The organism is Diaphorobacter oryzae DSM 22780 (assembly GCF_059568935.1).
On the sequence record NZ_JCANUL010000016.1, the window covers coordinates 32,997 to 56,929 of the forward strand.

General features: G+C 62.9%; 25 protein-coding genes and 1 pseudogene. 13 read left to right on the forward strand and 13 right to left on the reverse strand.

What is annotated here, in order from left to right:
* Nucleotides 1-11 precede the first annotated feature (11 nt).
* The 5 genes from BP68_RS18135 to BP68_RS18155 form a co-directional block, all read right to left on the reverse strand.
* A complete protein-coding gene (locus BP68_RS18135; RefSeq protein WP_496374381.1) occupies nucleotides 12-971 on the reverse strand; it encodes an XrtA-associated tyrosine autokinase in 960 nt (319 codons plus the stop codon).
* A gap of 9 nt (nucleotides 972-980) precedes the next feature.
* On the reverse strand, nucleotides 981-2,546 hold the full coding sequence (locus BP68_RS18140; RefSeq protein WP_496374383.1) for an XrtA system polysaccharide chain length determinant: 1,566 nt from the start codon (nucleotides 2,544-2,546) through the stop codon (nucleotides 981-983).
* 59 nt (nucleotides 2,547-2,605) lie between these two features.
* Entirely contained in the window at nucleotides 2,606-3,247 is a 642-nt protein-coding gene (locus BP68_RS18145; RefSeq protein WP_496374385.1) for an XrtA/PEP-CTERM system exopolysaccharide export protein, read from the reverse strand.
* Nucleotides 3,248-3,490: 243 nt separating this feature from the next.
* On the reverse strand, nucleotides 3,491-4,933 hold the full coding sequence (locus BP68_RS18150) for a mannose-1-phosphate guanylyltransferase/mannose-6-phosphate isomerase (protein WP_496374387.1): 1,443 nt from the start codon (nucleotides 4,931-4,933) through the stop codon (nucleotides 3,491-3,493).
* 349 nt (nucleotides 4,934-5,282) lie between these two features.
* On the reverse strand, nucleotides 5,283-6,089 hold the full coding sequence (locus BP68_RS18155; RefSeq protein ID WP_496374389.1) for a MetQ/NlpA family ABC transporter substrate-binding protein: 807 nt from the start codon (nucleotides 6,087-6,089) through the stop codon (nucleotides 5,283-5,285).
* Between the two features lie 203 nt (nucleotides 6,090-6,292).
* On the opposite strand from BP68_RS18155, the gene BP68_RS18160 reads away from it, so the two are divergent.
* The 3 genes from BP68_RS18160 to mgrA are packed head-to-tail and all read left to right on the forward strand — an operon-like array spanning nucleotide 6,293 to nucleotide 9,146.
* Nucleotides 6,293-7,402 (forward strand): methionine ABC transporter ATP-binding protein, encoded by a 1,110-nt coding sequence (locus BP68_RS18160; protein ID WP_496374391.1) that lies wholly within the window; start codon nucleotides 6,293-6,295, stop codon nucleotides 7,400-7,402.
* Nucleotides 7,389-8,039, forward strand: a complete 651-nt coding sequence (locus BP68_RS18165) for a methionine ABC transporter permease (RefSeq protein ID WP_496374393.1) — start codon at nucleotides 7,389-7,391, stop codon at nucleotides 8,037-8,039. Before BP68_RS18160 ends, BP68_RS18165 begins: the two co-directional genes overlap by 14 nt.
* A 45-nt stretch (nucleotides 8,040-8,084) precedes the next feature.
* Nucleotides 8,085-9,146, forward strand: coding sequence for an L-glyceraldehyde 3-phosphate reductase (gene mgrA / locus BP68_RS18170; protein ID WP_496374395.1), 1,062 nt, complete (start codon nucleotides 8,085-8,087; stop codon nucleotides 9,144-9,146).
* A 44-nt stretch (nucleotides 9,147-9,190) separates the two neighbouring features.
* On the opposite strand, the gene BP68_RS18175 is transcribed toward mgrA, so the two are convergent.
* The gene (locus BP68_RS18175) at nucleotides 9,191-10,420 is read right to left on the reverse strand and encodes an isopenicillin N synthase family dioxygenase (RefSeq protein WP_496374397.1); all 1,230 of its coding nucleotides are present in this window, start codon (nucleotides 10,418-10,420) and stop codon (nucleotides 9,191-9,193) included.
* Between the two features lie 91 nt (nucleotides 10,421-10,511).
* On the opposite strand from BP68_RS18175, the gene BP68_RS18180 reads away from it, so the two are divergent.
* From BP68_RS18180 to BP68_RS18190, 3 genes are read left to right on the forward strand one after another with little or no spacing between them, the layout of a single operon-like run.
* Nucleotides 10,512-11,321, forward strand: a complete 810-nt coding sequence (locus BP68_RS18180) for a MetQ/NlpA family ABC transporter substrate-binding protein (protein ID WP_496374399.1) — start codon at nucleotides 10,512-10,514, stop codon at nucleotides 11,319-11,321.
* Between the two features lie 31 nt (nucleotides 11,322-11,352).
* On the forward strand, nucleotides 11,353-12,438 hold the full coding sequence (locus BP68_RS18185) for a methionine ABC transporter ATP-binding protein (RefSeq protein ID WP_496374401.1): 1,086 nt from the start codon (nucleotides 11,353-11,355) through the stop codon (nucleotides 12,436-12,438).
* Nucleotides 12,419-13,075 carry a methionine ABC transporter permease gene (locus BP68_RS18190; RefSeq protein WP_496374403.1) on the forward strand — a complete coding sequence of 219 codons (657 nt, stop codon included), beginning with the start codon at nucleotides 12,419-12,421 and terminating at the stop codon, nucleotides 13,073-13,075. The genes BP68_RS18185 and BP68_RS18190 overlap by 20 nt, the downstream gene beginning before the upstream one ends.
* A 157-nt stretch (nucleotides 13,076-13,232) precedes the next feature.
* Here BP68_RS18190 and BP68_RS18195 read toward each other — a convergent pair whose 3' ends face one another.
* Complete coding sequence (locus BP68_RS18195; protein ID WP_496374405.1) at nucleotides 13,233-14,237, reverse strand: LysR family transcriptional regulator; 1,005 nt, start codon at nucleotides 14,235-14,237, stop codon at nucleotides 13,233-13,235.
* A 110-nt stretch (nucleotides 14,238-14,347) separates the two neighbouring features.
* Between BP68_RS18195 and BP68_RS18200 the strand changes: the two genes are divergently transcribed.
* The 6 genes from BP68_RS18200 to BP68_RS18225 all read left to right on the forward strand — a co-directional run bounded on the left by BP68_RS18200 (nucleotide 14,348) and on the right by BP68_RS18225 (nucleotide 20,622).
* Entirely contained in the window at nucleotides 14,348-15,622 is a 1,275-nt protein-coding gene (locus tag BP68_RS18200; protein ID WP_496374407.1) for an acetyl-CoA hydrolase/transferase family protein, read from the forward strand.
* On the forward strand, nucleotides 15,619-16,854 hold the full coding sequence (locus tag BP68_RS18205; protein ID WP_496374409.1) for a CaiB/BaiF CoA transferase family protein: 1,236 nt from the start codon (nucleotides 15,619-15,621) through the stop codon (nucleotides 16,852-16,854). The genes BP68_RS18200 and BP68_RS18205 overlap by 4 nt, the downstream gene beginning before the upstream one ends.
* Nucleotides 16,851-17,615, forward strand: coding sequence for an enoyl-CoA hydratase/isomerase family protein (locus tag BP68_RS18210; RefSeq protein ID WP_496374411.1), 765 nt, complete (start codon nucleotides 16,851-16,853; stop codon nucleotides 17,613-17,615). Before BP68_RS18205 ends, BP68_RS18210 begins: the two co-directional genes overlap by 4 nt.
* 34 nt (nucleotides 17,616-17,649) lie before the next feature.
* Complete coding sequence (locus tag BP68_RS18215; RefSeq protein ID WP_496374413.1) at nucleotides 17,650-18,627, forward strand: Bug family tripartite tricarboxylate transporter substrate binding protein; 978 nt, start codon at nucleotides 17,650-17,652, stop codon at nucleotides 18,625-18,627.
* A 166-nt stretch (nucleotides 18,628-18,793) separates the two neighbouring features.
* Nucleotides 18,794-19,741 carry an iron-containing alcohol dehydrogenase family protein gene (locus BP68_RS18220; RefSeq protein WP_496374415.1) on the forward strand — a complete coding sequence of 316 codons (948 nt, stop codon included), beginning with the start codon at nucleotides 18,794-18,796 and terminating at the stop codon, nucleotides 19,739-19,741.
* Nucleotides 19,741-20,622: an HpcH/HpaI aldolase/citrate lyase family protein gene (locus tag BP68_RS18225; RefSeq protein WP_496374417.1), complete on the forward strand. Its 882-nt coding sequence runs from the start codon at nucleotides 19,741-19,743 to the stop codon at nucleotides 20,620-20,622. Before BP68_RS18220 ends, BP68_RS18225 begins: the two co-directional genes overlap by 1 nt.
* Here BP68_RS18225 and BP68_RS18230 read toward each other — a convergent pair.
* From BP68_RS18230 to BP68_RS18255, 6 genes and pseudogenes are all read right to left on the reverse strand, one after another.
* Nucleotides 20,580-21,256 (reverse strand): annotated as a pseudogene (locus BP68_RS18230) (LysR family transcriptional regulator); the annotation flags it as partial. The gene BP68_RS18225 and the pseudogene BP68_RS18230 overlap by 43 nt on opposite strands.
* 109 nt (nucleotides 21,257-21,365) lie before the next feature.
* The gene (locus tag BP68_RS18235) at nucleotides 21,366-21,776 is read right to left on the reverse strand and encodes a MarR family winged helix-turn-helix transcriptional regulator (RefSeq protein ID WP_496374419.1); all 411 of its coding nucleotides are present in this window, start codon (nucleotides 21,774-21,776) and stop codon (nucleotides 21,366-21,368) included.
* Between the two features lie 67 nt (nucleotides 21,777-21,843).
* Nucleotides 21,844-22,347 carry a nucleoside deaminase gene (locus BP68_RS18240; RefSeq protein WP_496374421.1) on the reverse strand — a complete coding sequence of 168 codons (504 nt, stop codon included), beginning with the start codon at nucleotides 22,345-22,347 and terminating at the stop codon, nucleotides 21,844-21,846.
* Nucleotides 22,344-22,733, reverse strand: a complete 390-nt coding sequence (locus BP68_RS18245; RefSeq protein ID WP_496374423.1) for a DMT family transporter — start codon at nucleotides 22,731-22,733, stop codon at nucleotides 22,344-22,346. The genes BP68_RS18240 and BP68_RS18245 overlap by 4 nt, the downstream gene beginning before the upstream one ends.
* 44 nt (nucleotides 22,734-22,777) lie before the next feature.
* A complete protein-coding gene (locus BP68_RS18250; protein WP_496374425.1) occupies nucleotides 22,778-23,098 on the reverse strand; it encodes a DMT family transporter in 321 nt (106 codons plus the stop codon).
* A gap of 65 nt (nucleotides 23,099-23,163) precedes the next feature.
* The gene (locus tag BP68_RS18255; protein WP_496374427.1) at nucleotides 23,164-23,613 is read right to left on the reverse strand and encodes a DsbA family oxidoreductase; all 450 of its coding nucleotides are present in this window, start codon (nucleotides 23,611-23,613) and stop codon (nucleotides 23,164-23,166) included.
* Between the two features lie 61 nt (nucleotides 23,614-23,674).
* On the opposite strand from BP68_RS18255, the gene BP68_RS18260 reads away from it, so the two are divergent.
* Nucleotides 23,675-23,933: winged helix-turn-helix transcriptional regulator (locus BP68_RS18260; protein ID WP_496374429.1), on the forward strand; the 259-nt coding region annotated here is incomplete at its 3' end.

The following is a 23,933-nucleotide window of genomic DNA, read 5'->3' on the forward strand; positions in this document are numbered from 1 at the left end:
CCCTTCTTAGTTCATATTGCAGCGGTGAATCTTCTTTTTTCACTCAGCGCCTGTTCGTACCCGTAACCGTACCCATAGTTATCCAGGGCTTGTACGCGCGCCTGATTGAGCACCATGAATTTAACCGGACAATCCTCGATGGTGGACAAGGCACTCATGACTTGAGACTGAAGCGTCTTTTCAGCTTGGACGACGATCACGATTTGTCCCATGTGGGTGGCAAGTGCTCGCGCCTCAGTCGTCAGCAGCAGCGGTGGTGAATCAAAAATGATGATTCGGTCACTGTAGCGCTTACCCATATCTTCAAGCAGCGCGGTCATGCCATCGCTGGCTAATAGCTCTGCGGCACGGGGATGCGGAAGACCTGCAGGCAAAATAGTGAGCTTTTCTACATTGGTGCGCAAAAGCACATCGGACATTTTGAGGCTCTTATCCTGCAGTAGATCCAGAAGACCTGGCGCAGGCGGCAAACCCAACTTTTTCATGACCGCTGGGTTCGTCACATCAGCATCTACCAACAGAACGGTATGGTTGAGTTCCATCGCCAAGCTCATGACCAAATTGATGGCAGTGAAGCTCTTCCCCTCGCCCGACAAAGCGCTGGTGATCATGATGAGGTTCCCGTTTTTCACCAACGACGCACCTTTTCCCGTAGCGTTATCCAGAAGGGGACGCTTGATGACACGGAACTGATCCATGGTTGCAGTCGGCGGAGAATTAGGAGTTACATAGCCTCCAGCCACCATCGCTGCCAGATCGATTTGTACGTTTCTTGATCCTGGCACGGAATGGAAGTGCGAGGAGTGCACATCCATATTGCCTTTCTCTACAGGCGATGCCTCTTGCATTGGTTCAGGCATGGAGCTTGACGAAGGCTTCACTTCTGGCTGCACCGTATCCATCGGCAGCGCGGCTCCTGCCTTTCGCAATTGTTCCAATCGCTGGGCAGCTTTTTCAATGGAACTGGTCATGATGGCACGTCACCCTATGACACCGGATTGGTAGGACAGCGCGATTACGCCGCCCGCGTAGAGAAATATGAATGCAAGCAAGCTCATCGCGAATTTTTTCATGTTCTGTGACTCGCGCTGTCGAAGATCATCACTGGAGATCAAGCTAACTACGCCCAGCAGCGGTAGATTCGTCAGCTGACGGAGCGCAAAGCCATCAAAAAGCACCGGGCGTATCTGATGCAGCAAAAATGCCACTCCCAACCCAGACCCCAGAGCAGCCAAAAGAGAAAGTAAGAGCAAAAGCACCCTGTTGGGAGCGATAGATTGGGATGCCACTCTTGGGGGATCAATCACCCGGAAATCAGCCATTTTTGACTTGTTCTCCAACTCCCCTGACATCAGCGCAGATTCACGACGGGTCACCAAGTCAGCATAGTTCTTCTGGTGAATCTCATAGTCCCGGTTCAGCTGTGCCAATTCGGCTTCCAGCCGAGGTGCTACCTTGAGCTGCTCATAGGCACGGCTGGCACGGGACTCGTACTCAGCCACCCTTGCCCTCAATGAGGCCACCTTCACCTCGGCGGCGGAATAGATGCGACTGAGTTCCACCACTGCAGGACTTGCACCGGCCACCACCGGCGCAGATGGATTCGCTTCAATTTTCCGTCGCAACTCATCCATTTCATGGCTTTTTTGCACCTCAAGTTCGCCGATCAAGCGGCGCGCATTGGTCACGTCCGGATGCTCATCTGTATAACGCTGCAGCAATGTGTCAAGATTTCTTTTCTGCGCATTGAGGCGTGCGTCTATTTCCGGAGTCTGCACGGTAATCACGGAACCTGCGACGGGTCTGCGAGTTTGCGAACGTATTAGTTCGAGCTGGTGAGCTGCCGCAGATCTCGCACTCTCAGCCTCGCGCAACTCAAGCCGAGCCTCGCTCAGAAGATTGGCAATCTCTGCCACCCGCCCCGCCGAATCCAAGCCGGTCACTGACTGCAACTCAATGTTGCGCAGCTTGAATTCTTTAAGACGACTTTCTGCACCTCTTAACTTGGCTTCGTAGTTTTTGATCTGTTCTTCAAGGAAATGTCGCGCACTATCCGAGTCCTCGCGCGTTGCACCAAGACTGGACTCCACAAAGATGGCGAGCAAGGCCTCCACCACACGTTGCGCCATCTCTGGGCTTTGGTCTCGGTAGGACAACGTGTAGAGGTTGTCACGCCCCGTTGTCTGGATGCTGATAGCTTTGGTTACTGCGTCAACCACCGCATCCTTCTCCGCCTTTGATCGCGCACTACGATCAAGATTGACCATCCGCACCAGCCGCTCCACCGTAGGCCGGCTGATCAGCGTACGGCTCAACATGGCCACCTGCTGCTCGATGTTTGGCTGGACGGCAATACCCGTCATAAGCGGACGCAGAATAGATTGGGTATCCACAAACACACGCGCCGATGCCTGGTAGTAGCCCGGCATCATGAGCACCACGCCGACACCCAGAATTCCAACCAACCAAGTGACAAGCATGGCCAACTTGCGGTTGATCCACATGCCGCGCAGGGTCGTGGATATTTGGCCTAACAGCTCATCCATTTCACACCTCTTGACAGGTTGGCAGGACGCTTAGAAGCCACCGACTGCTAGCAATCGATTCAGAACCACCCTTGTGGAATGATGAGGATATCGCCAGGAAGAACTTCTACGTTGGCGCCGATATCGCCACGCTTGATCAGATCATCCAGCCTCACGTTGTAGCGCTTGTTTCCTTCAACCGATCGCACCAGCGTAGCGCGATTGCCATCCGCGAAATCGGTCAGTCCACCTGCGGCAATCATGACGTCCAGTACCGTCATTTTTTGCTTGTATGGCAGGAACTGCGGCTTGGCCGCCTCACCCACGACGCGAATCTGTTCGCTATAAGGGCCGACAAAGTTGGTCACGATGACGGTGACAACCGGGTCCCGCACATATCGGCCTAGCTCTTTCTCGACATCCCGCGCAATCTGTGCGGAAGTCTTGCCCTGTGCAACAAGCCCATCAATCAATGGCGTTGACACTTGCCCATCTGGGCGCACGGGCACTACCTGAGAAAGATCGGGGTTGCGCCAAACGATGATGTTGAGCGTATCGCCGGGCCCCACGATGTAGTTGTAATCCGGTGCGGCCGCTTTGACTGGCGCTGCGGGGTAGTCCCCCCCACCCATACCGGCACAGCCAACCACAAACGCTGCCATGATGGCTGTCGCTACGATGTGGATCATTGAACCCAGGAGCCTCGAAACGTTTTTCTGCATGGCGCAACTCCTATACATCGTTTAGAGCAAATCTAACCAAATGTGAGTGCAGCATACAGTGAATGAATGCTACGCGTAAACACAAATTTGCGTATCTCCGATGACCATCCACCGACGCCACATGTACAAATTAGCAGTGATTCCGTGCGCCGACGGGGCCTCAGCTGCGGGCAAAGAAAGTAGGTATTGACAAACGATGTAATTCGTAGATTCGAGCGAAATGGCCGCTATTACAGCTGTCACTCAGCGCCCATAGGCATCGTCAAACCGAACGATGTCGTCCTCGCCCAAATAGACACCTGACTGCACCTCGATCATCTCTAGATCAACATGCCCTGGGTTCTCTAGCCGGTGCGTCACTCCCAGTGGGATGTACGTAGACTGATTCTCGGAGAGCAAGAACACCTCATCGCCCCTTGTCACGCAAGCCGTCCCGCGCACAACGATCCAATGCTCCGCACGATGATGATGCATTTGCAGCGATAGCTTCCCACCAGGCTTGACCATGATGCGCTTGACTTGAAATCTCTCGCCCGCATCGACGCCGTCATACCACCCCCATGGACGATAGACCTTGCGGTGCGCCATAGCCTCGGTGCGCCCCTCACTCTTTAAACGATCAACGATTTTCTTGACGTCCTGTGTGTGGCGCTGATCAGCGACAAGCACTGCATCAGGTGTTTCCACCACGACCAACCCCTGCACGCCCACGCAAGCCAGTACACGCCCAGAAGACAGCGCCAAGGTATTGCTGCAGCCCTGCATGAAGGCCTCGCCCTGCACCACATTGCCATCGCCATCCTTGGACAGTATCTGCCACAACGCATCCCAGGCTCCCACATCAGACCACCCAGCGGACAGCGGCACGACAACTCCCGGAGGCAAGCCGGTCACGGGCACAGCACCCGCCAAACGCTCCATCACGGCATAGTCAATGGAATCACTTGGGCAGGCAGTGAATGCTTCCGGCTCCACACGCATGAAAGACAGATCGGATTCGCCTCCCCTCCATGCCGCTTCACACGCAGCCAAGATATCGGGGCGGCACGCTTCCAATGCCCGCAGCCAAACCGAGGCACGCAGCACGAACAACCCGCTGTTCCAGAGATAGCAGCCCTTCTGCAGATAGCACTCGGCCGTTGCCAGATCGGGCTTTTCTACAAAACGGGCGATGGCACAGGCGCCGGCCTCATCCACCGCAGCGCCCGCCTGGATGTAGCCGTAGCCCGTTTCAGGACGATTCGGTGCAACCCCGAAAGTGACAATGGCACCATCCTGTGCCAGTCGAGCGGCATGACATACCCCATTCTGAAACGCGTCTGGTTGGGCCACGATGTGATCTGCAGGCATGACCAACAGCACGGGGTCGTCCCCCTCTGACTGAGCTGCCAGTGCCGCCAATGTCAGAGCTGGTGCGGTATTGCGCCCCGCAGGCTCCAACACGATGCGCCCTTTCTTGCCAATCAAGCGCAGCTGCTCCGCGACCACGAAGCGATACTCTTCATTGCAGACCACCAGAGGTGAAGCGACGTCAGCACACGCCTTTCCTTCAAGCCTGCGCAGCGTTGCTTGCAGCAACGATTCCCCATTCGCAAAAGCAAGCAATTGCTTGGGATACTTTTCACGTGAGAGCGGCCATAGACGCGTACCCGAGCCACCCGACAGAACCACCGGCTGAATCGACATGGATGTGCCTCCCGTTCACCTGCATGCATGGGGACCACCAGGAATCAACGCAGATAAATCAGCGTTGACTCGCCTAATTTTTTTCCGCGAAATCAAGCGATAGCGTACATCCTAGCCATGTCGACTTGCTCGTACCAGTCCCTGAATGCCGTGGCGCTCAGCCACCAGTTCCAGAATGCGGTTCGCGTCGCTCACGAAGCGGGTTGGGCCCAAGCGCCTTGGCATCACCAGTCACGGGGTGTTCGTCATTCAGGACCAAGGCAGGTAGGCTCTGTGATCTGCATCCAGTGCGGCGATCACCGCAGGGCGGGGCGGGGATACGGCAGGCACTCAGCACCCGGGGCAGCGCTCAGAACGCCGGCAGCAGCGTGTCCTTGTATTTGGTGCTGAGCAGTTCGCGCACCTCGGCCGAATGGAAGGCCTTGATGAGCTTGGGCACCCAGGGTTGGTTCTGGTTCTTCTCGTGCACTGCGATCACGTTGGCATAGGGGCCGCCCGGTGGCTCTGCAGCAATGGCATCTCGCGCCAGCAGCAGACCCGCCTGCGAGGCCTGGGCCGTGATCACGGCGCCGGCATCCACGTCCGCCAATGAGCGCGCGAGGATCAGGGAGTCGATCTCCTTGATCTGCACCTTCCTGGGGTTCTCCACCACGTCCAGCAACGTGGCGTTGTCACCCTTGGCCACGTCGAGCGTAGGGCGCAGCTTGATCACGCCATAGTGCTGCAGGATTAGCAAGGCCCGGTTGCGGTTGGTATCGTCGCCCGGAATACCGATGACGGCTTTCTCCTTGAGCTCGCCCAGTGATTTGACCCTGGTCGAGTAAATCCCCAGGGGGGCGCTCAGGGTTTTGGCGACCGGCACGATCCTGTAATTGAAGGCCCTTATCTGGCCATTCAGAAAAGGCTGGTGCTGGAACGCATTGGCGTCGACGTCTCCGTCGTTGAGCGGGCCATTGGCATTGATGTGCCCGCTGAACACCACGGGCTGCACCTTGAGCCCTTCACGGGCGGCGGCCTTCTGTACCGCCTGGGCGATGTCCTCCATCACACCACCACTGATGCCCAGTTTGATGCTCGCCTTGTCCTGCGCATGCATTGCAGTGGATACGAAGAAGGCGCTCAAGCCGATCAACAGAATGTTTCCAATATTTTTCACGACAGGGAAATGGGTTGATTGCAACCAGAAAAATATAGCCGCCCCTCAAAAAATTGACGCACCGAATATCTCATAACGATATTTTCATTTTTCTCATATGAAAAATCGAAAATCAAATACTCCATTGCCGAATATACCCCAGCAGCCTTCCTAGAATTTTCCCTCCATTCCCGATTCGCAGTGCATCCTCTTCCATGACCGACATGTCCGATATCCGACCTGTGCAGGCGGCCGCAGGCCGCCAGGAGCAGGCACCGCCGCTGGTGTTCGAGCGACTGGGCAAGACCTATGACAGCGCTGCGGGCACCGTCACCGCCCTGGACGGAATCGACCTCTGCGTCCAGCGCGGAGAGATCTTCGGCATCATCGGCCGCAGTGGCGCGGGCAAATCCACTTTGCTGCGCACCATCAATCGGCTGGAAAGGCCTTCGGCCGGCCGTGTGCTCGTGCAGGGCACCGACGTGAATAGCCTGGACGAGCATGCCTTGGTGCAGTTGCGCCGCCGCACCGGCATGATCTTCCAGCACTTCAACCTACTGTCATCCAAGACAGTCTGGGAGAACGTGGCCCTCCCCCTGCAGGTGGCCAAAGTACACCCGGCCCTCGCGAAGCAGAAAGTCGACCAGTTGCTCGAACTGGTGGGCCTGGCTGCCAAGCGCGACACCTACCTAGGCAAGCTCTCGGGCGGCCAGAAGCAACGCGTAGGGATCGCCCGCGCCCTGGTGCACGACCCCGACCTCCTGCTGTGCGATGAAGCCACATCAGCCCTGGATCCCGAGACCACGCAATCCATCCTGGCGCTGCTGCGCGAGATCAACAAACGGCTGAACCTCTCCGTGGTGCTCATCACCCATGAGATGGCCGTGATCCGCGAGATCTGCGACCGCGTGGCGGTACTCGAACAAGGCCGGCTGGTGGAGTTGGGCGAGGTATGGAAGGTCTTTGGCGACCCACAGAGCGATGCAACGCGCGCCCTTCTCCAGCCGCTGGTGCATGCCCTTCCGCCAGAGCTGCTGCGCGACCTGCAGCCTGTGGACGATGCCTTCAGCCTCGCAGCAGGCCACCAGCTGCTGCTGGAGCTGATCTACACCGGCGAAAGCCGACGCGAGCCCGACCTGGGATCGCTCGCCCTGGCCCTGGGCGGACGCATCCACCTGCTACATGGCGGGGTGGACCGCATCCAAGAGCGCCCGCAGGGGCGCCTGGTGGTCTCGGCCACCACGCAGTTGCCCAATGTCGCGCAGGTGCGCGCCATGGCCCAACCCTGCGCCGACCGCGTCGGCATCGTCGGAGTTCGCCATGTCCTTGCCTGAACTCTTCCTCGCGGCCATCCGCGATACCCTTGCCATGGTCTCCGTTTCGGCCCTCGCAGCCCTGGTGATGGGCATTCCCCTGGCGTTGCTGCTGGTGACCACCGCCCCCGGCGGTATCTACGAGGCTCCGCGCCTGAACCGCGTGGTGGGCACGGGCGTGAACATGCTGCGCTCCACACCATTCATCATCCTCATGGTGGCGTTGATCCCGCTCACACGTCTGCTCATTGGCAGCACCATCGGGGTGTGGGCGGCCGCCGTACCACTGACCGTAGCTTCCACCCCATTCTTCGCCCGCGTCTCGGAAGTGAGCCTGCGCGCCGTGGACCGCGGCCTCATCGAAGCCGCCCAGGCCATGGGCTGCTACCGACGGGACATCGTGCTGCGTGTGCTGCTGCCCGAGGCGCTGCCGGGCCTGATCGCCGGCTTCACACTCACCGTGGTGGCCATGATCGGCTCGTCTGCCATGGCGGGTGCGCTGGGCGCCGGCGGCCTGGGCGATCTGGCAATACGTTATGGCTACCAACGCTTTGACACGCAGGTGATGCTGATGGTGATCGCTCTGCTGATCCTGCTCGTGAGCCTGGTGCAGTTCGTGGGCGAAGCCCTGGTACGCAGGCTGGCCAGCCGCAACTGACGGGGCACTCTGCCCCACCGTTCCGCTCGTTTTTTTGGAAACTCCATGACCTACACCGCCTCCCCCTCCCGATACGAAGGCGCGGCCTACCGCCGCGTGGGCCGCAGTGGCCTGGTACTGCCCGCCCTGTCGCTAGGCTTGTGGCACAACTTCGGCGACAGCACGTCCATCGATACGCAGCGCCAGCTGCTGCGCACCGCGTTCGACCTGGGCATCAACCACTTCGACCTGGGCATCAACCACTTCGACCTGGCCAACAACTACGGTCCGCCCTATGGCAGTGCGGAGATCAACTTCGGCCGCCTGCTCAAGGAGGATTTCCGGCCCTACCGGGACGAGCTGATCATCTCGTCCAAGGCCGGCTGGGACATGTGGCCCGGCCCCTACGGCAAGGGTGGCGGCTCGCGCAAGTACGTGCTGGCCAGCCTGGACCAAAGCCTGCAGCGTCTGGGCCTGGACTATGTGGACATCTTCTACTCGCACCGCTACGACCCCGACACGCCGCTGGAGGAGACCGCAGCCGCACTGGCCCAGGCCGTGCAGCAGGGCAAGGCTCTGTACGTGGGCATCTCGTCTTACTCCGCGCGCAAAAGCCGCGAGATCGCCGAGCTGCTCAAGGAATGGAAAGTGCCCCTGCTGATCCACCAGCCGGCCTACAACCTGTTCAACCGCTGGATCGAGAAGGACCTGCTCGCCGCCACCGAAGACATCGGTGCCGGCGTCATCGCCTTCACCCCGTTGGCCCAGGGCTTGTTGACCGACAAGTACCTGGCCGGCACGCCCGCGGATGCGCGCGTGAACCGCCCCGGTGGCGGCTCGCTGCGCGCGGAACACCTGTCTGAAGCCAACATCGAGCGTGCCCGCGCACTCAACTCGATTGCGCAGCGCCGCGGCCAAAGCCTGGCCCAGCTCGCGCTGGCCTGGACGCTGCGCGATGCGCGCGTCACCTCGGCTCTGATCGGCGCGAGCCGGCCCGAACAGATCGCCCACAACGTCGCGGCGCTGCAGAACCTGTCGTTCACCGCCGAGGAGCTCGCAGAGATCGACCAGTACGCGGTCGAAGGCGGCATCAACCTCTGGGAAAAGCCTTCGACGGAATACGCCTGAGGCGCGACCGTGCAGCACCTGCAGGTCGCAGGTGCTGACCTCCCTCAGACGTAGGCGGTTGCCGCTGCGCCCCTGCGGATCCCCTCGGCCTCCAGCACATCGGCATAGTGACGCTCGGCCACATCGGGGTGCGAGCGCAGGCGCCCCTTGAGCAGGTTGCGCCCAGTGTGGGCGATGAGAGGGTTGCGGGGGTCGCGGTCCACCCCGCGCGCCCGGGCGGCCAGTTCGGGCGGTAGCTGCAGGGGCGGCAGTTCCGCATCGAGCTGCGGGCTCAGGAAAAAGGCGATGGAAAAGCGCTCGCGGCTTTGCTGTGGGCTCACCACGCGGTGAATATTGGCACGCAGGTAGCCGCCCGACTGGACTTCCAGCACCTCGCCCAAGTTGATGACCACCGTGCCTTCGATGGGCGGCACATCGATCCAGGTTTCGCCGGGTGCATTGCGGTCCAGCACCTGCAAGCCCGCCTCGCGGTGCTGCAGCAGCAAGGTGAGGCAGCCGGCATCCTTGTGCGCCCCCACGCCCTGCTGCGACATGTCGGCCCCGCGTCCCGGATAGCGGATCACCTTGACGTGCTGGATGGGGGCTGTGGCAAAGGCTGCATCGAAGCGGCCTTCTGGCTGACCCAGCGCCAGGGCCAGCGCCTGCAGCAACTGGCGCCCCGCCACCGTCAGCGTCTGCTGCCAGGCCACCACGGCCGAGCGGAACTGGGGCAGCTCTGCCGGCCATTGGTTGGGGCCCTGCAGGCGCGTCCATGCCGGTACGCCCGGGCCCTGGGCGATGGCTGCATATTCCGATCCAATGTCGATCTGCTCGCGCCAGTCCTGCGCGCCGCGCGTGATCTCCAGGCCCGGGCCGGTGTAGCCGCGAAAGTGCGGCGAGTTCACCATCCGCAGCGCCTGCTTGCGCTCGGCCGGCAGCGCGAAGAAGGCACGTGCCGCCTCAAACAGCGCATCTTCCTGCCCAGGCGCGGCGCCATAGCCGCGCAGGTAGAAGAAGCCCACGCCATGGGCGACCTCTCGCAGCGTCTGCACAAAACGTTCGCGCACTGGCGCGTTGCCTGCGGTGAATTCATGGAGATCAAGGATGGGCAGTGCCGTAACTGAGGGTGTCGTGGTCATGGAATGGAAAACCGCAGGGCCTTCGCCCGCAGTGGTATCGGATCGGGAGGGCATTGTCGGAAGCGCCTGCAACCACGCCAACGAAGTTTTTTGCCCAAGCACATGCGAAAAGGCACCACCGGTACGTTGCGCCAAAGGCTTTTTCGGAAATGGCATTTGCTTGCTCAGAAAGCTTCGCAGCCTGGAGCCGATTGCTTCCTAGACTTCGTCTGCCTCCAACCTGTCCATCGACTTCCTGACCATCCATATGCAAAAACGCTCTGTACTACGCACCCTGGCCGCTACCGCCCTTTTCGTCACCACCGCTGCCGGGTGGGCACAGTCCAACCAGACCCTGCGCGTGGGTGTGCGCGGCGGTGTGGACGAGGAGATCTGGGAGGTCGTCACCCAGGTGGCCAAAAGGAATGGCCTGGCCATCAAGCCCGTCGTGATCACCGGCACGGCGAGCCCGAACGAGGCACTCAACAACGGCGACCTCGAAGCCAACTCCTTTCAGCACAACCCCTACCTGCGCGACCAGATCCAGCAGCGCGGCTACAAGTTGGCGGCCGTGGGCGACACCTACATTTCGCCCATCGCCTTCTATTCCAAGAAGGTCAAGGCCTTCAAGGACCTGCCCGAGGGCGCACGCCTGGGCATCCCCAACGACCCGAGCAACCAGACACGTGCGCTCGTCGTGCTACGCGACCAGGGCGTGCTCACGCTGCGCGACGGTTTCAACCCCGCCACGGGCACGGCCACGCTGGCCGACATCACGGGCTACAAGAAGAAGGTGCAACTGATCGAGGCGGCTTCGGTCGTGCTGTCGCGCTCGCTCGACGACCTGGAGGCCTCGGCCATCGTGAACACCTTCGCCTACCAGGCTGGCCTGATCGCCACGCGCGACGGCATCGCGGTGGAGAAGCGCGAAAACAACCCCTACGTCAACATCCTGGTGGTACGCGAGCAGGACAAGGCCAAGCCCTGGGTGGCCCCGCTGGTCAAGTCCTACCAATCGGAGGAAGTGCGCCAGTTCATCTTGAAGAAGTTCGAGGGTTCGGTCATCCCCGCGTTTTGACACGCACGCCCCGCCCCCTCCGGCCTGCCCCATGCTCCCCTCTCACAGCGCAGCGCCCGCCCAGGCCAACCCGCACATCGTCTTTGACCAAGTCCACAAGGAGTACGCTGGCCCCAGCGGCCCGGTAAAGGCGCTGGATGCGATCTCCTTTGACGTGCGCCGTGGCGAGGTCTTCGGCATCATCGGCCGTAGCGGCGCGGGCAAATCCACCCTGCTGCGCACCATCAACCGGCTCGAAGACGCCAGCGGCGGCCGCGTGAGCGTGGACGGTGTCGACGTGAGCGAGCTGGACGAAGACGCCCTGGTGGCGCTGCGCCGGCGCATCGGCATGATCTTCCAGCACTTCAACCTGCTGTCGGCCAAGACGGTGCGCGAGAACGTGGCCCTGCCGCTCAAGGTCGCCGGCGTGAAGCCCGCCGACATCGCGCCGCGCGTGGACGCCCTGCTCGACCTGGTCGGCCTGCGCGACAAGGCCGACGTGTACCCCGCCAAGCTCTCGGGCGGGCAAAAGCAGCGCGTGGGCATTGCGCGGGCGCTGGTGCACCAGCCAGAGGTGCTGCTGTGCGACGAAGCCACCTCGGCGCTGGACCCCGAGACAACGCAGTCCATCCTGGCGCTGCTGGCCGACATCAACCGCACACTGGGCCTGACCATCGCGCTCATCACGCACGACATGGCCGTCATCCGCGAGGTCTGCGACCGCGTGCTGGTGGTGGACCAGGGCCAGTTGGTGGAATTGGGCGAGGTATGGCGCGTTTTTGGCGAGCCACAAACCGATGCCACACGTGCCCTGCTGCGCCCGCTGCAGCACGATCTGCCGGCCGACCTGTCCAGCGCCCTGGTGCCAGACCTTGACGGCCGCCCCGGCTGCGCGGTGCTCAGCCTGGGCTTTGCAGGCGCAGCACGGCCCCAGGGCCTGCCGCTGCAAGCCCTGGCCGCCCTGGGCCCTGGCGCCACGCTGATGCATGGCGGACTGGACCGCATCCGCGGCCACGCCCATGGCCGGCTGCTGGTGTCCGTGCCCGCCGGCATCAGCTTCCACATCGACGACACCACGCGCGCTGCGCTGGGCGCCGACCGCATAGAGATCCTCGGCTATGTCCGCTCCCCTGATTGACAAGTACGTCCAGGCCTTCCTGGAAACCCTGCTCATGGTGAGCGTCTCGGCCGTGATCGCCATCGCTGTCGGGCTGCTGCTGGCCGTGGTTCTCACCGTCACCGCAGCGAAGAGCCTGTACCCACGGCCGCGCTTCCACAAGGGCCTGTCGATCACGGTCAACGTGTTCCGCGCCATTCCCTTCATCATCCTGCTGGTGGCGCTGCTGCCGGTCACGCGCTTTCTGGTGGGCACCACACTGGGCACCTGGGCGGCCGTGGTGCCGCTGTCCATCAACCTGATCCCGTTCTACGCGCGCATCGCCCAGGTCAGCCTGAACGACGTGGACCCTGACCTCATCGAGGCCGCGCGCGCCATGGGCTGCCGGCGCTGGCACATCGTGCGCCATGTGCTGCTGCCCGAGGCTCTGCCCGGCATCATCGGCGGCATGACGGTGAGCATCATCGCCATGGTCAACGCATCGGCCATGGCCGGTGCGGTCGGTGCCGGCGGCCTGGGCGACCTGGCCATCCGATACGGCTACGAGCGCTACGAGACACGCGTGATGTTCGAGGTGATCGTGGCGCTGGTGGCCCTGGTCACGCTGATCCAGTTCGCAGGCGAATGGCTGGCGCGTCGGGTGGACCACAAGCGCTAACTAGAGGCGTGTTTACAAATTTAATTACCCAGAACAACGATTATTCTTGGCAATGAAAGTCGTAAGCAGGGGCGTAGCATTCATGCGCCCTCCACAACACCCTTCCCAACGCGAAGCTCACCTAAAGTCGTAAACACCTCACCGCGTCATAGACGCATCAAGAAATGCCGCTGGCACGCTCGGACACATCGCAGTGCAGCTCGCTACAGATCTGGCGCAGCTGTTCACGCAACCACTGCAGGGCCGGATCATGATTGGCGACGTTATGCCACCAAGCCGAGACGGCGTACGTGGGCAACTTGAATGCCAGGGGCACGACGGCGAGCGTTTCATGCCAACGCGGCAATAGCGCAAGCTCGGGCACCACTCCCAGATACGGACCTGTCTCCAGCGTTCGCATGAGTGCTTCGAAACTTGAGACCACGCACACTATGTTGCGGCGAGTGTGGGTTCCTTTAAAAAGCTCGTTAAGCATTGCCGAGATTTGCCCAATGCCCGCGGGCTGGGCATCCACCTGGGGATGCCTTCCAAAGGCACTCAACGTCAACGCCCCGTCACCTACCAGGTTGCGTGCGACGTCCGGCCTCGCCACGCACAGCAGCCTTTGGCGCAGCAGAGGCATCTCGCGCAGCGGCTCGTCGGGCGACAACATGCCCAAAATCATGTCGAGATGCCCATCCTTGAGCACCGCCATATCGCTACGCAAAATGGAGCGCACAAACAGCCGCATGCCCGGCGCCTGATGCGCCGTGCAATCAAGCAACCGTGGCACGAGCAGTTGCTGCAGATGCTCGTTCATGGCCAGGTGAACATCGCGCTGCGCGGTCGCCGGATGAAACGTACCTGACGCGAAGATTTGCTGCGTCAGATCCATCATCGATACCAGCGCCGCTTCAATTGACCGCGCGCGCTGCGTTGGCACTACGCCATTGCCCTGCCGCAGGACCAACGGGTCATCGAACTCGCTGCGCAGTCGCTCTAGGGTCCGGCTCACGGCCGGTTGCGTCAGTCCCAGCAAACGCGCCGCCCCCGACACACTGCGCGTGCGCAGCACGGCATACAAGGTCACGAGCGCATTCAAGTCACGGCGACGCAGCTTGTCCAGATGGGCACTCAGCAGCGCGGGTGGCACCGCATCGGCAGGCATTTCGGATGGGTTCATGGCAGCTCCAAGTCATACCGAAATTGATATTAATTTAATAATTAGCATTCCATCCAGTGAATGACTAGGATGCCCAGAATTCTGACAAGAGTGCTGGTGGAGACAATGCAATGAAGCAGGTGGATGACATCGAGTCGCTGGACTTCGGAGCCCTATTGCAAGCAGGCGATACGGTGCTGTGGGGCCAGGTCTGCGCCGAACCCACGCTGCTAACGCAGCAGTTGATGGCGCAACGCCACCGTATTGGGCAATTCCAGGTGTTCATGGGCTTTCGCACCGCCAACACCCTGCAGCCTGAACATGCCGACGCCGTGCACATGCTGGCGTTGAACGCGGGCGGTGCCAACCGCGTACTGGCCAAGGCAGGCGTGCTCGACATGGTGCCCATGCATGTCTCACAGGTCGAATCGGCCATCCGCAGCGGCCTGCTGCCCTGCGACGTGCTGCTGATCCAGGTCAGCCCGCCAGACGCCCAGGGCCGCTACAGCCTGGGGCTCACGGGCGACTACCTGCGCGCCGCCGTGGAGCGCGCGCGCGTGGTGATTGCCGAAGTCAACGCCCAGGTGCCCTGGGTGCCCTGCGACATCCCGCTCACCGAGGCCGACATCGACTTCGCCGTGCATGTGGATTGCCCGCTGCCACAGGTCCCCGCGGCCACGGTCAGCCCCCTCGATGCGCAGATCGCCAACTGGGCGGCCCCCTACATCGGCGATGGCGCCACCATCCAGTTCGGCATTGGCGGCGTGCCCGACGCACTGATGCTGCAACTGCGTGACCGCAAGCGCCTGGGCGTGCACTCGGGCATGCTCAGCGATGGCTTCGTGGACCTTGTCGAATGCGGCGCCATCACCAACGAGCACAAGCCCTTCGACCGCGGCGTGAGCGTCACGGGCGCCCTCATGGGCACGCAGCGCCTGTACCAGCTGTGCCACCAGAACCCTGCTGTACGCCTGGCGCCCCTCTCGTACACCCATGACCCCGTGCGGCTGGCGCAGTTGCCCAATCTCGTGTCCATCAACTCCGCGCTGGAAATCGACCTGACGGGCCAGGTGAATGCCGAGGCCCTGGGTCCCCACACGCTGGGTGGGGTGGGTGGCCAGGTGGACTTCGTGCGCGGCGCGGCCCTCTCGCCCGGCGGGCGCTCCATCATGGCCCTGGGCAGCATCACGCCCAAGGGGGCCAGCCGCATCGTCACGCAGCTCAGCGGCCCCGTGACCACGGCGCGCAGCGATGTTGATCTGGTCGTCACCGAACATGGCGTGGCCGAACTGCGCGGACGCAGCCTGCGCCAGCGCATGCGCGCCATGATCGCCATCGCCGACCCCTCGCAGCGCGAAGCCCTCGAGCGCGCTGCCCATCCCCTCACCAAGGAGTCCGGCGCATGACCGCCACCGCATCCTCTTCGCTCCCCCTCGCGGGCATCAAGGTCGTCGACCTGACCTCGGTCATCATGGGCCCCTACTGCACGCAGATCCTGGCCGACATGGGTGCCGAAGTCATCAAGGTCGAAAGCCCGGGCGGCGACACGCTGCGCGCCATTCCCCCTGCGCGCACACGCGGCAGCAGCGCGCTCTACCGCTGGCTCAACCGCGGCAAGCGCAGCCTGGCGCTGAACCTCAAGGACGCCGAGGCCAAGACACTGCTGCTGCAGCTCGTGGCCGATGCCGATGTGCTAATCCACTCCATGCGCCCCCAGGCCATGGCCGCACTGGGGCTCGACTACGCCCAGGTGCAGGCGCACAACCCCAAGCTGGTGTACTGCAACCTGCTGGGCTTTGGCCGGGGCGGCCGCTACTTTGGCCAGGCCGCCTACGACGACACCATCCAGGCCGCCAGCGGCATGGCCATGCTCCAGTCCGAGCTGGCAGGCCAGCCCCAGTACGTGGCCACGGTGATGGCCGACAAGGTCTGCGGCCTCACGGCCGTCTATGCCGTGACCTCGGCGCTGCTGCAGCGCGAGCGCAATGGCGGCGCGGGCACCGAGGTCGATGTGCCCATGTTCGAGACCATGGCCTCGTTTCTGCTCGTCGAGCACCTCACGGGCGCGCTCTACGACCCGCCGCAGGGCCGCCCTGTCTACCCGCGCGCCATCTCGCGCGAACGCCGCCCCTTTCCGACGGCCGACGGTTTCATCTCCGTGCTGGCCTACAACGACAAGCAATGGGCCGCCTTTGCCGACCTCACGGGCCGCCCGGAACTCAAGGATGACCCGCGCTTTCGCACGTTGCAGGACCGCTCGCGCAACGTGGCCGAGTGGTGCAACACCATCAGCCAAGCCCTGTCGCAGCGCACCACGGCCCAGTGGCTGCCCGCACTCGAAGCCGCCGGCATTCCTGCGGCGCGCGTGAACACCACCGAAGACCTGTTCCTCGACCCGCACCTGCAGGACGTGGGTTTCTTCCAGTCCCTCGACGATGCCCAGGACGGCGCGCTGCGCATGCCGCGCCCGCCCGTGATCTTTGGCCAGCAGCCCGCGCCACTGCGCCCTGCAGGCCCGCCGCTGGGCCAGGACACGCGCGCCCTGCTCCAGGGCCTGGGCCTCAGCGACACCCACATCGATCAACTGTGTGACCGCGGCATCGTGGTCGAACCCACCCTCGCAGAAAGCACCCGATGAACAACGCCGTTCTCTTTGAAGTGAAGGGCCGCACGGCCATCATCACCATCCACCGCCCCGAGCAGCGCAACGCCATCAACGAAGACGTGCGCACAGGCCTGTTCGCGGCCTTCGAGCGTTTCGAGAACGACGACACCCTGCTCTGCGCCGTGCTCACGGGTGCGGGCGACAAGGCCTTCTGCGCGGGCATGGACCTCAAGATGATGTCGGGCATGGCCAACCAGCCGCTGCCGCCCGGCTACCTGCCCATCATTGGCCAGAGCCTGCGCGTGACCAAGCCCACGATCTGCGCCGTGAACGGCGTGGCCACGGCCGGTGGCTGGCTGTTCGCGCAGATGTGCGACCTCTGCGTGGCGTCCGAGCATGCGCGCTTTGGCATCACCGAGGCCAAGGTCGGGCGCGGCATGCCCTGGGCACCGCCACTGATCCACATGCTGCCGCAGCGCTTCTTCATGGAGCTCATGCTCACGGGCGAAATGATCGACGCGCGCCGCGCCATGGAGATCGGCTTCGTGAACCGCGTGGTGCCCCAGGACGAGCTGTTGCCCACGGCCCTGGCCCTGGCCGAAAAGATTGCCGCCAACGCCCCGCTCACGGTGCGCGCAGCGCGCGAAGTGGTCTACCTCTCGACCGAGATGGGCCGCACGGCCGCCCTGCGCGCCGCGGACCACGCCTTCGACCGCGTCTACCGCAGCAAGGATGCCATCGAGGGCCCCACGGCCTTCAAGGAAAAACGCGCCCCCCAATGGCAAGGCGCCTGACGCCAAGCCACCCACAATCATCAGGAGACAAACCATGAACACCATCCAGAAACACCGCCACGCCCGGCGCCTGTTCCTCGCTACGGCCCTGCTCGCCAGCACCCTGGCCGCCCAGGCCCAGGGCCCGGCGGCCCATTCCAAGCCCATCCGCTTCATCGTGCCCTTCGGCCCCGGCAGCGCCGTGGACAGCCAGGGCCGCTACTTCGCCGACCAGCTCGCCAAGGTCCTCAACACCAGCGTGTATGTGGAAAACAAGCCCGGTGTGAATGGTGCCCTGGGCCTGCAGGCCGTCAAGCACGCCCCGGCCGATGGTCTCACCGTGGCCGTGGTCTCGCCCTCGCTCGTGGTCACGCCCATCATGAGCAAGAACGCCAACTACACGGTGGAAGACTTCCGCTCCATCGCCGGCATGTCCAAGGGCCCGATCGGCTTCTTCGTGCGCGCCGACTCGCCCTTCAAGACGCTGGGCGATGCCGTGAACGCCGCCAAGCGCGAGAAGCGCCCCCTGGCCATGGGCACTTACGCGGGCTCCTACCAAATCGGCGCGGCCTGGCTGTCCACGCTGACCAACGTACCCATCACCAACGTGGCCTACCGCGGTGCCTCGCAGGCCGTGACGGACCTCATCGGCGGCAGCCTCGAGACCATGTCGGCCGACTACCTCTCCACCCTGCCGCTGGTACGCGACGGCAAGGTGCGCGCCCTGGCCATCGCCTCGGAAAAGCGCCTGGCCGACATGCCCGACGTGCCCACCGTCCATGAGACCTTCCCGGGCTACATCAACTTCATCTGGATCGGTCTCGTGGTGCGCGCCGATACGCCCCAGCCCATCTTCGACCGCCTCTCGCAGGCCATGGTGCAGGTCATGAACCAGCCCACCACCAAGGACTACCTGGTCAAGCTGGGATGGGAGCCGCTGGGTCATGACGGCGCGGCCATGACGAAGTTTGTGGCCGAAGAGAACAAGCGCTTCAAGGACATCGCCAAGAGCGCCGGCATCGAAGCCCAATAACGCCCGCCACGCCAGGGCCCAGCCACCATGCATGACTTCAGCCACACCACCCCGGCGCTGCGCTTGCACCAGGGGGCACAGGCCCTGCAGCAACTCGGCACGGAACTCGACCGCCCTGGGCTGCACCCGCGCCGTCGTGCTCTGCGGGGCCTCCCTCGCGCGCGACATGCCTTCCATGGAACGCGTGCGCGCAGCCCTGGGATCGCGCTGCGCCGGCATGGCCCCTCTGGTACGCGCCCACAGCCCCTTGCCCGATGTGCAGGAGGCCGCACGCACGCTGCAGCAACTGCGGGCCGAAGCCGCGCCCGCCGCGCAGTTGTGCACGGCCCGTGATACCCACGGCCGCCTGCACAGCCCGCGCCTGCAGGCGCCCAAGCTGCCGCAGTTCGTCATCCCCACCACGCCGACCACGGCCATCGTCAAGGCGGGCAGTGCCATGCTGAACCCGGCCTACGGCGCCCGCATGGCGCTGTTCGACCCCAAGACCCGCGCCCGCGCGGTGTTCATCGACCCCGCCCTGCTGGCCACGCCGCCACACGAATTGGTGCTAAGTGCCGGCCTCAACACCCTGGCCATGGCCATCGAGGGCCTGTGTTCCACGCGCGGTGACCCCATGGCCGACGCTTACCTCATGCATGCGCTGCGCCTCATCGTGGAGCACCTGCCCGCCCTGGCCGATGGCGACAGCGCCGATACGCGCGCCCAGCTCATGATGGCCTCCATCCTCTGCGGCCATGACACAGACTACACGGGCGCCGGCATCGCCATTCCACTGGGCCATGCCATTAGCGCGCGCTTTCATGTAGACAACGGCCTGGCCAATGCCATCGTCATGCCGCATGTGCTGCGCTTCAACGCCCCGGCGGCCCAGCCAGGGCTGCAGAAGATGGGCAGGGCCCTGAACCAGGCGCCCACGCTCGACGCACTGCTGGATGCGCTGCAGACACTTTCGCGCCAGCTGCAGTTGCCCACCCAGTTACGCCAATTGGGCGTGACCCGCGATGCGCTGGGCGCCCTGGCCGAAGTCTGCATGGACGACTGGTTCGTGCGCGACAACCCCCGCCGCGTGCACAACGCGGTCGAACTCGAAACCCTCTTGAGCCAAGCCTGGTAATGCAACGCTACCCCGCCCCCCTGATTCGCAGCCTGTTCTTTGCGCCCGCCAACCGTGCCGACCTGGTGGCCAAGCTGCCGCGCACCGCGGCCGACTGCTACGTCCTCGACCTCGAAGACGGCACACCCGAAGCCGACAAGGCCAACGCACGCCAGCAGCTGACTGCCCACGTGGTGGCCCTGCGCGCTGCCGCAGTGCAAGGCCTGGTGACCGTGCGCGTGAACGAGCCCGCCAGCCCCCACCATGCGACCGACCTGCAGGCCGCCTGGGCCAGCGGCGCCGATGGCGTCGTGGTGCCCAAGCCCGGCAGCGCGGCCGAACTGCAGCCCGCCATCGACGCTGCCCGGCAGGCGGGCCGCCTGGAGGGCACACAGCCCACGGGCTTCCTGCTGGCGGGCCTTGAAACCATGGAAGGCGTGGCCAACGCCCATGCCGTGTGCAGCGCACACCCCATGGTGGCGGCCATGTACTTTGGCGCCGAGGACTTCATCTCTGACATTGGCGGACGCCGCACGCCCAGCGGCACCGAAGTGCTCTACGCGCGCTCGCAAGTCGTGCTGGCCGCGCGGCGCGCGGGCGTCACGGCCATCGACCAGGCCGTGATCGAGATCCGCGATGACGCGCGCTTCCAGGAAGACGCCGAGCGCGGCCGCGACCTAGGCTACGAGGGCAAGATCTGCCTGCTGCCACGCCAGGTGGAGCTGGCCCATGCCGCGTTCTCACCCAGTGCCGAGGAAGTGGACTTTTACCAACGCCTGATCCGCACCTACGAAGAGGCCATGGCCCGGGGTCTGGGCACCATCGACTTCGAGGGCCGCATGGTGGACGGTCCGCTGCTCAAGCGCGCGCAGCAGGTCGTGGCAACAGCAGCCAGGAGCTGAGTCGCAGAAACTGATTTACATACCCGTTCCGCGACCAGCGACTCCATATCGACTCAACGTAGAACACGCTCAACAGGCCTCGCATGCCCCTTCACACAGGACCTACGGATAGCGCAGCAGCTCGTTCAGGGAAATGCGCTTGTGCGCCAGCAGAGGATGCCGCGCTGGCACCGCCACCATAAATGCATCACTCCAGACGGCCGTAGCAACGACTCCATTGCCCACCTCGTCGGACTGCGCGAAACCCACGTCGTACAGGTCATCATGCAGCCCTTGATCTGCTGCGATAGGGCAATCTCAAAAAATCGAAGCTCGACCTCCGGTTCTTCCTGGCGACACAACGCCAGGAGCGCCGGCAAACGCGATGGCATGACTCGTTGACGCCCTGAACTGATACCTGAGCGCTATCGCGCGCTTGCTGCAAGACCGTGAACACGCGGCGCACATGCGCCAGAAGCAATGAACCTGCACAGGTCAGCCGGGTGCTGCGCGTGGCGCGTGCGAACAGCACCACGCAGATTTCCTTGATGGCCCGCGACAGCGGCGACTGCTCAATATGCAGGTTCTCCGCTGCACGGGCGAAATGGAGTTCTTTGGCCACAGCGAGAAAACACCGTAGATGCCGGAGTTCCATCATCTGACCTCATGGCCGATGACAAGCCGCACCGGGCTGGCTGCGCATGGAACGCACATGCAACACGCGCCAATCAGCCTTGCCACATTGGCAGAACCCAAGGAACGGCCTATCGCGCCTTCAAGCCTTGCATCGCCAGCAACTTCTCGCCACCATGCTCGGCGAGCGCTGCCTCCAGTGCCTTCTCGTAGTCGGGCTGTGCACTTTCCAGGCGCGCACGCCCCTTCTTGGTCAGCACCGTATACACCCCGCGTTTGTCGTCCGGGCACAGGTCTCGAATGGTCAGATCGGCGCGCTCCAACCGTTCGACCATCCGAGAGACCGAGCTTTGGTTCAAACGCAGATGGGTGGCTAACTCCTGCATTCGCAGTTCGGAATCCTGAGACCGGGCCAGTATGTCCAGAGCCCGGTATTCGGACAGGCCAATCCCATGTTGGGCTTGTAAGACTCTGCCCAGATCGGCCTCTACGTTGGAGACGATTTGAATGAGCTTGAGCCATGCATCGCTTCTCTTTGACATTGCTGACACGCACTCCTCTTGAACGATGGGCTGTCCATTTTCTCATATGCATGCCCATGCAAGTAACTCAAGAGATTCTGCCCTGCAGCACGCGCACTCGGGATCGGAACGCCAGGAACGGCTGCATGCCCTCTTGCACCGATAACTTGCGTGCGGCGGGAGACTCCCAGACCTGCGGATCGTGGCAAAACAGCGAGTAGGTTCCGCGATAGTCGAACCCGTGTGCTGCCGCTTCGTTCCGATCAACGGCGAAGTACACCTGCTCGATACCCGCATAGAGCGCGCTCAGGTAGCACATGGCGCATGGCTCTCCCGACGCCAGCAGCGTCATGCCGGGAAGATGTGGCATGCCTGTGGTACGGCACGCATCCCGGATGGCCTCGACTTCCGCGTGAGCGGTAGGGTCGTGGTGTTCCCGGACGCGGTTGACGCCGCGCCCGAGAACCGTGCCGTACGTATCGACGACGAAGGCGGTGAAGGGAATTCCGCCGCGGTGAACATGCTCTGCCGAGTAGGCCACGGCGTCCTTCATGCGCTGCGTGAGGCACGCCGTGGGGTCGTCGGCCATCATGCGGGTACTCCGCTTTTGTGGGCGTAGAGCTTGGCGCTGTCCGCGAGCTTCAACCAGACGACGCCGCCAATGATGACCGCCAGCCAGAATGCTTGGGCGAGCGTCAGCGGCTGATCGAGCAACACGCTGCCGAACGCTGCCGCGCCCACTGAGCCAATGCCCGCCCATACGGCGTAGCCAATCCCCACGTCGATGGTTTTCAAGGCTGCACTGAGGAAGTACAGCGTCAGCAGGAAGAACACCCCTGCGGAAATTGACCAACCAAGCACCGTGAAGGCCTGACTACCGCCCACGCTGAGGGCATAGCCAATCTCGAAGGCGCTGGCGAGCAGCAGCATGATCCATGCGCGGCCGTTGCTCTTGTTCGTTTCATTGATAGTCGTCATGTCGGATTCCTTTGTGAAATGAATGAGGTGATGGTCTGTTGCCTTCATGCCGCGCCGCTGAGCCGCAGGCCCACGACGCCGCCGATGACGAGCGTGATTCCAAAGAGCTTGCTCAAGCTCAGACCCTGCCCGAAGAACAAGGCGCCGAAGATGACAATTCCGACGCCGGCAACGGACGTCCAGATGGCGTAGCCAACGCCAACATCGAAGGTCAACAAGGCGAGGCTGAGGAAATAGGTGGCGATCCCCCAGCTGACCAGCGTGGCAGTTGTCCAGCCGAAACGGGTGAAGCCTTTTGCGTTGCCTGCGGAAATGGCCACCGCGATTTCAAAGACCACGGCGATGCCCAGATATAGCCAACTCATGATGAAGTTTCCTTTCCTTGATGTGCCCCAGAGGGCGGTTGGGTGATTAGTTGAGAGATGCGCGTTCAAGCGTGCGGTGATGCCGGCAGCAAATCGCTCGTCTGCTCGCTTTGGAGCTGGTCGATGGCGTGCTTGAGTGCTTCCAGAGGTGGCGTGCCACGGAACACCTGATCGCCAACGACGATGGTGGGAACGGACGTGATCTGCATGTCCTCACGGGCATAGCGCAGCGCCTCCTGGTGACGCTGGGCATAGGTTCCTCTCTCCAATGCCTGGCGGGCTTCGTCGAGGTCAAGGCCAACCTCGGCGGCAAGCCCGATCAGGATTTCCGGCTTGCCAATGTCTTGGTCTTCCTGGAAGAAGGCCCGCATGATGCGCATGGAGTAGACGTGATCCAAGCACCGGTCTTGCGCCATCGCCAGTAGCTCATACGCCTTTGCCGTGCGCGGCTGAGGCGAGATAGAAGGCTGTTGATTTCCACGCAGAAATGACCCACTGACCCCCAGGATTTCCATCTAAATCTGACCCACGTACTAACCCTAGCCTGCTGCTTTGCTGAGCAGCAGGAGACCAGGAGTGATAGACGTGGCAACACTGAGTGTCATCAGGCGCTGGGCCCTGCGAGAGCAGCTGTCCATCCGAGAGATCGCCCGCCGCACGGGCCTCTCGCGCAACACCATCCGCAAGTACCTGCGCGCAGGCGAGGACGAGCCGCACTACCCCAAGCGGGTCAGCCCTTCCAGACTTGATCCCTTTGCCTTGAAGCTCGCCGACTGGCTCAAGACAGAAGCGGGCCGGTCTCGCAAGCAGCGCCTGGTGACCCAGCAGACCACCA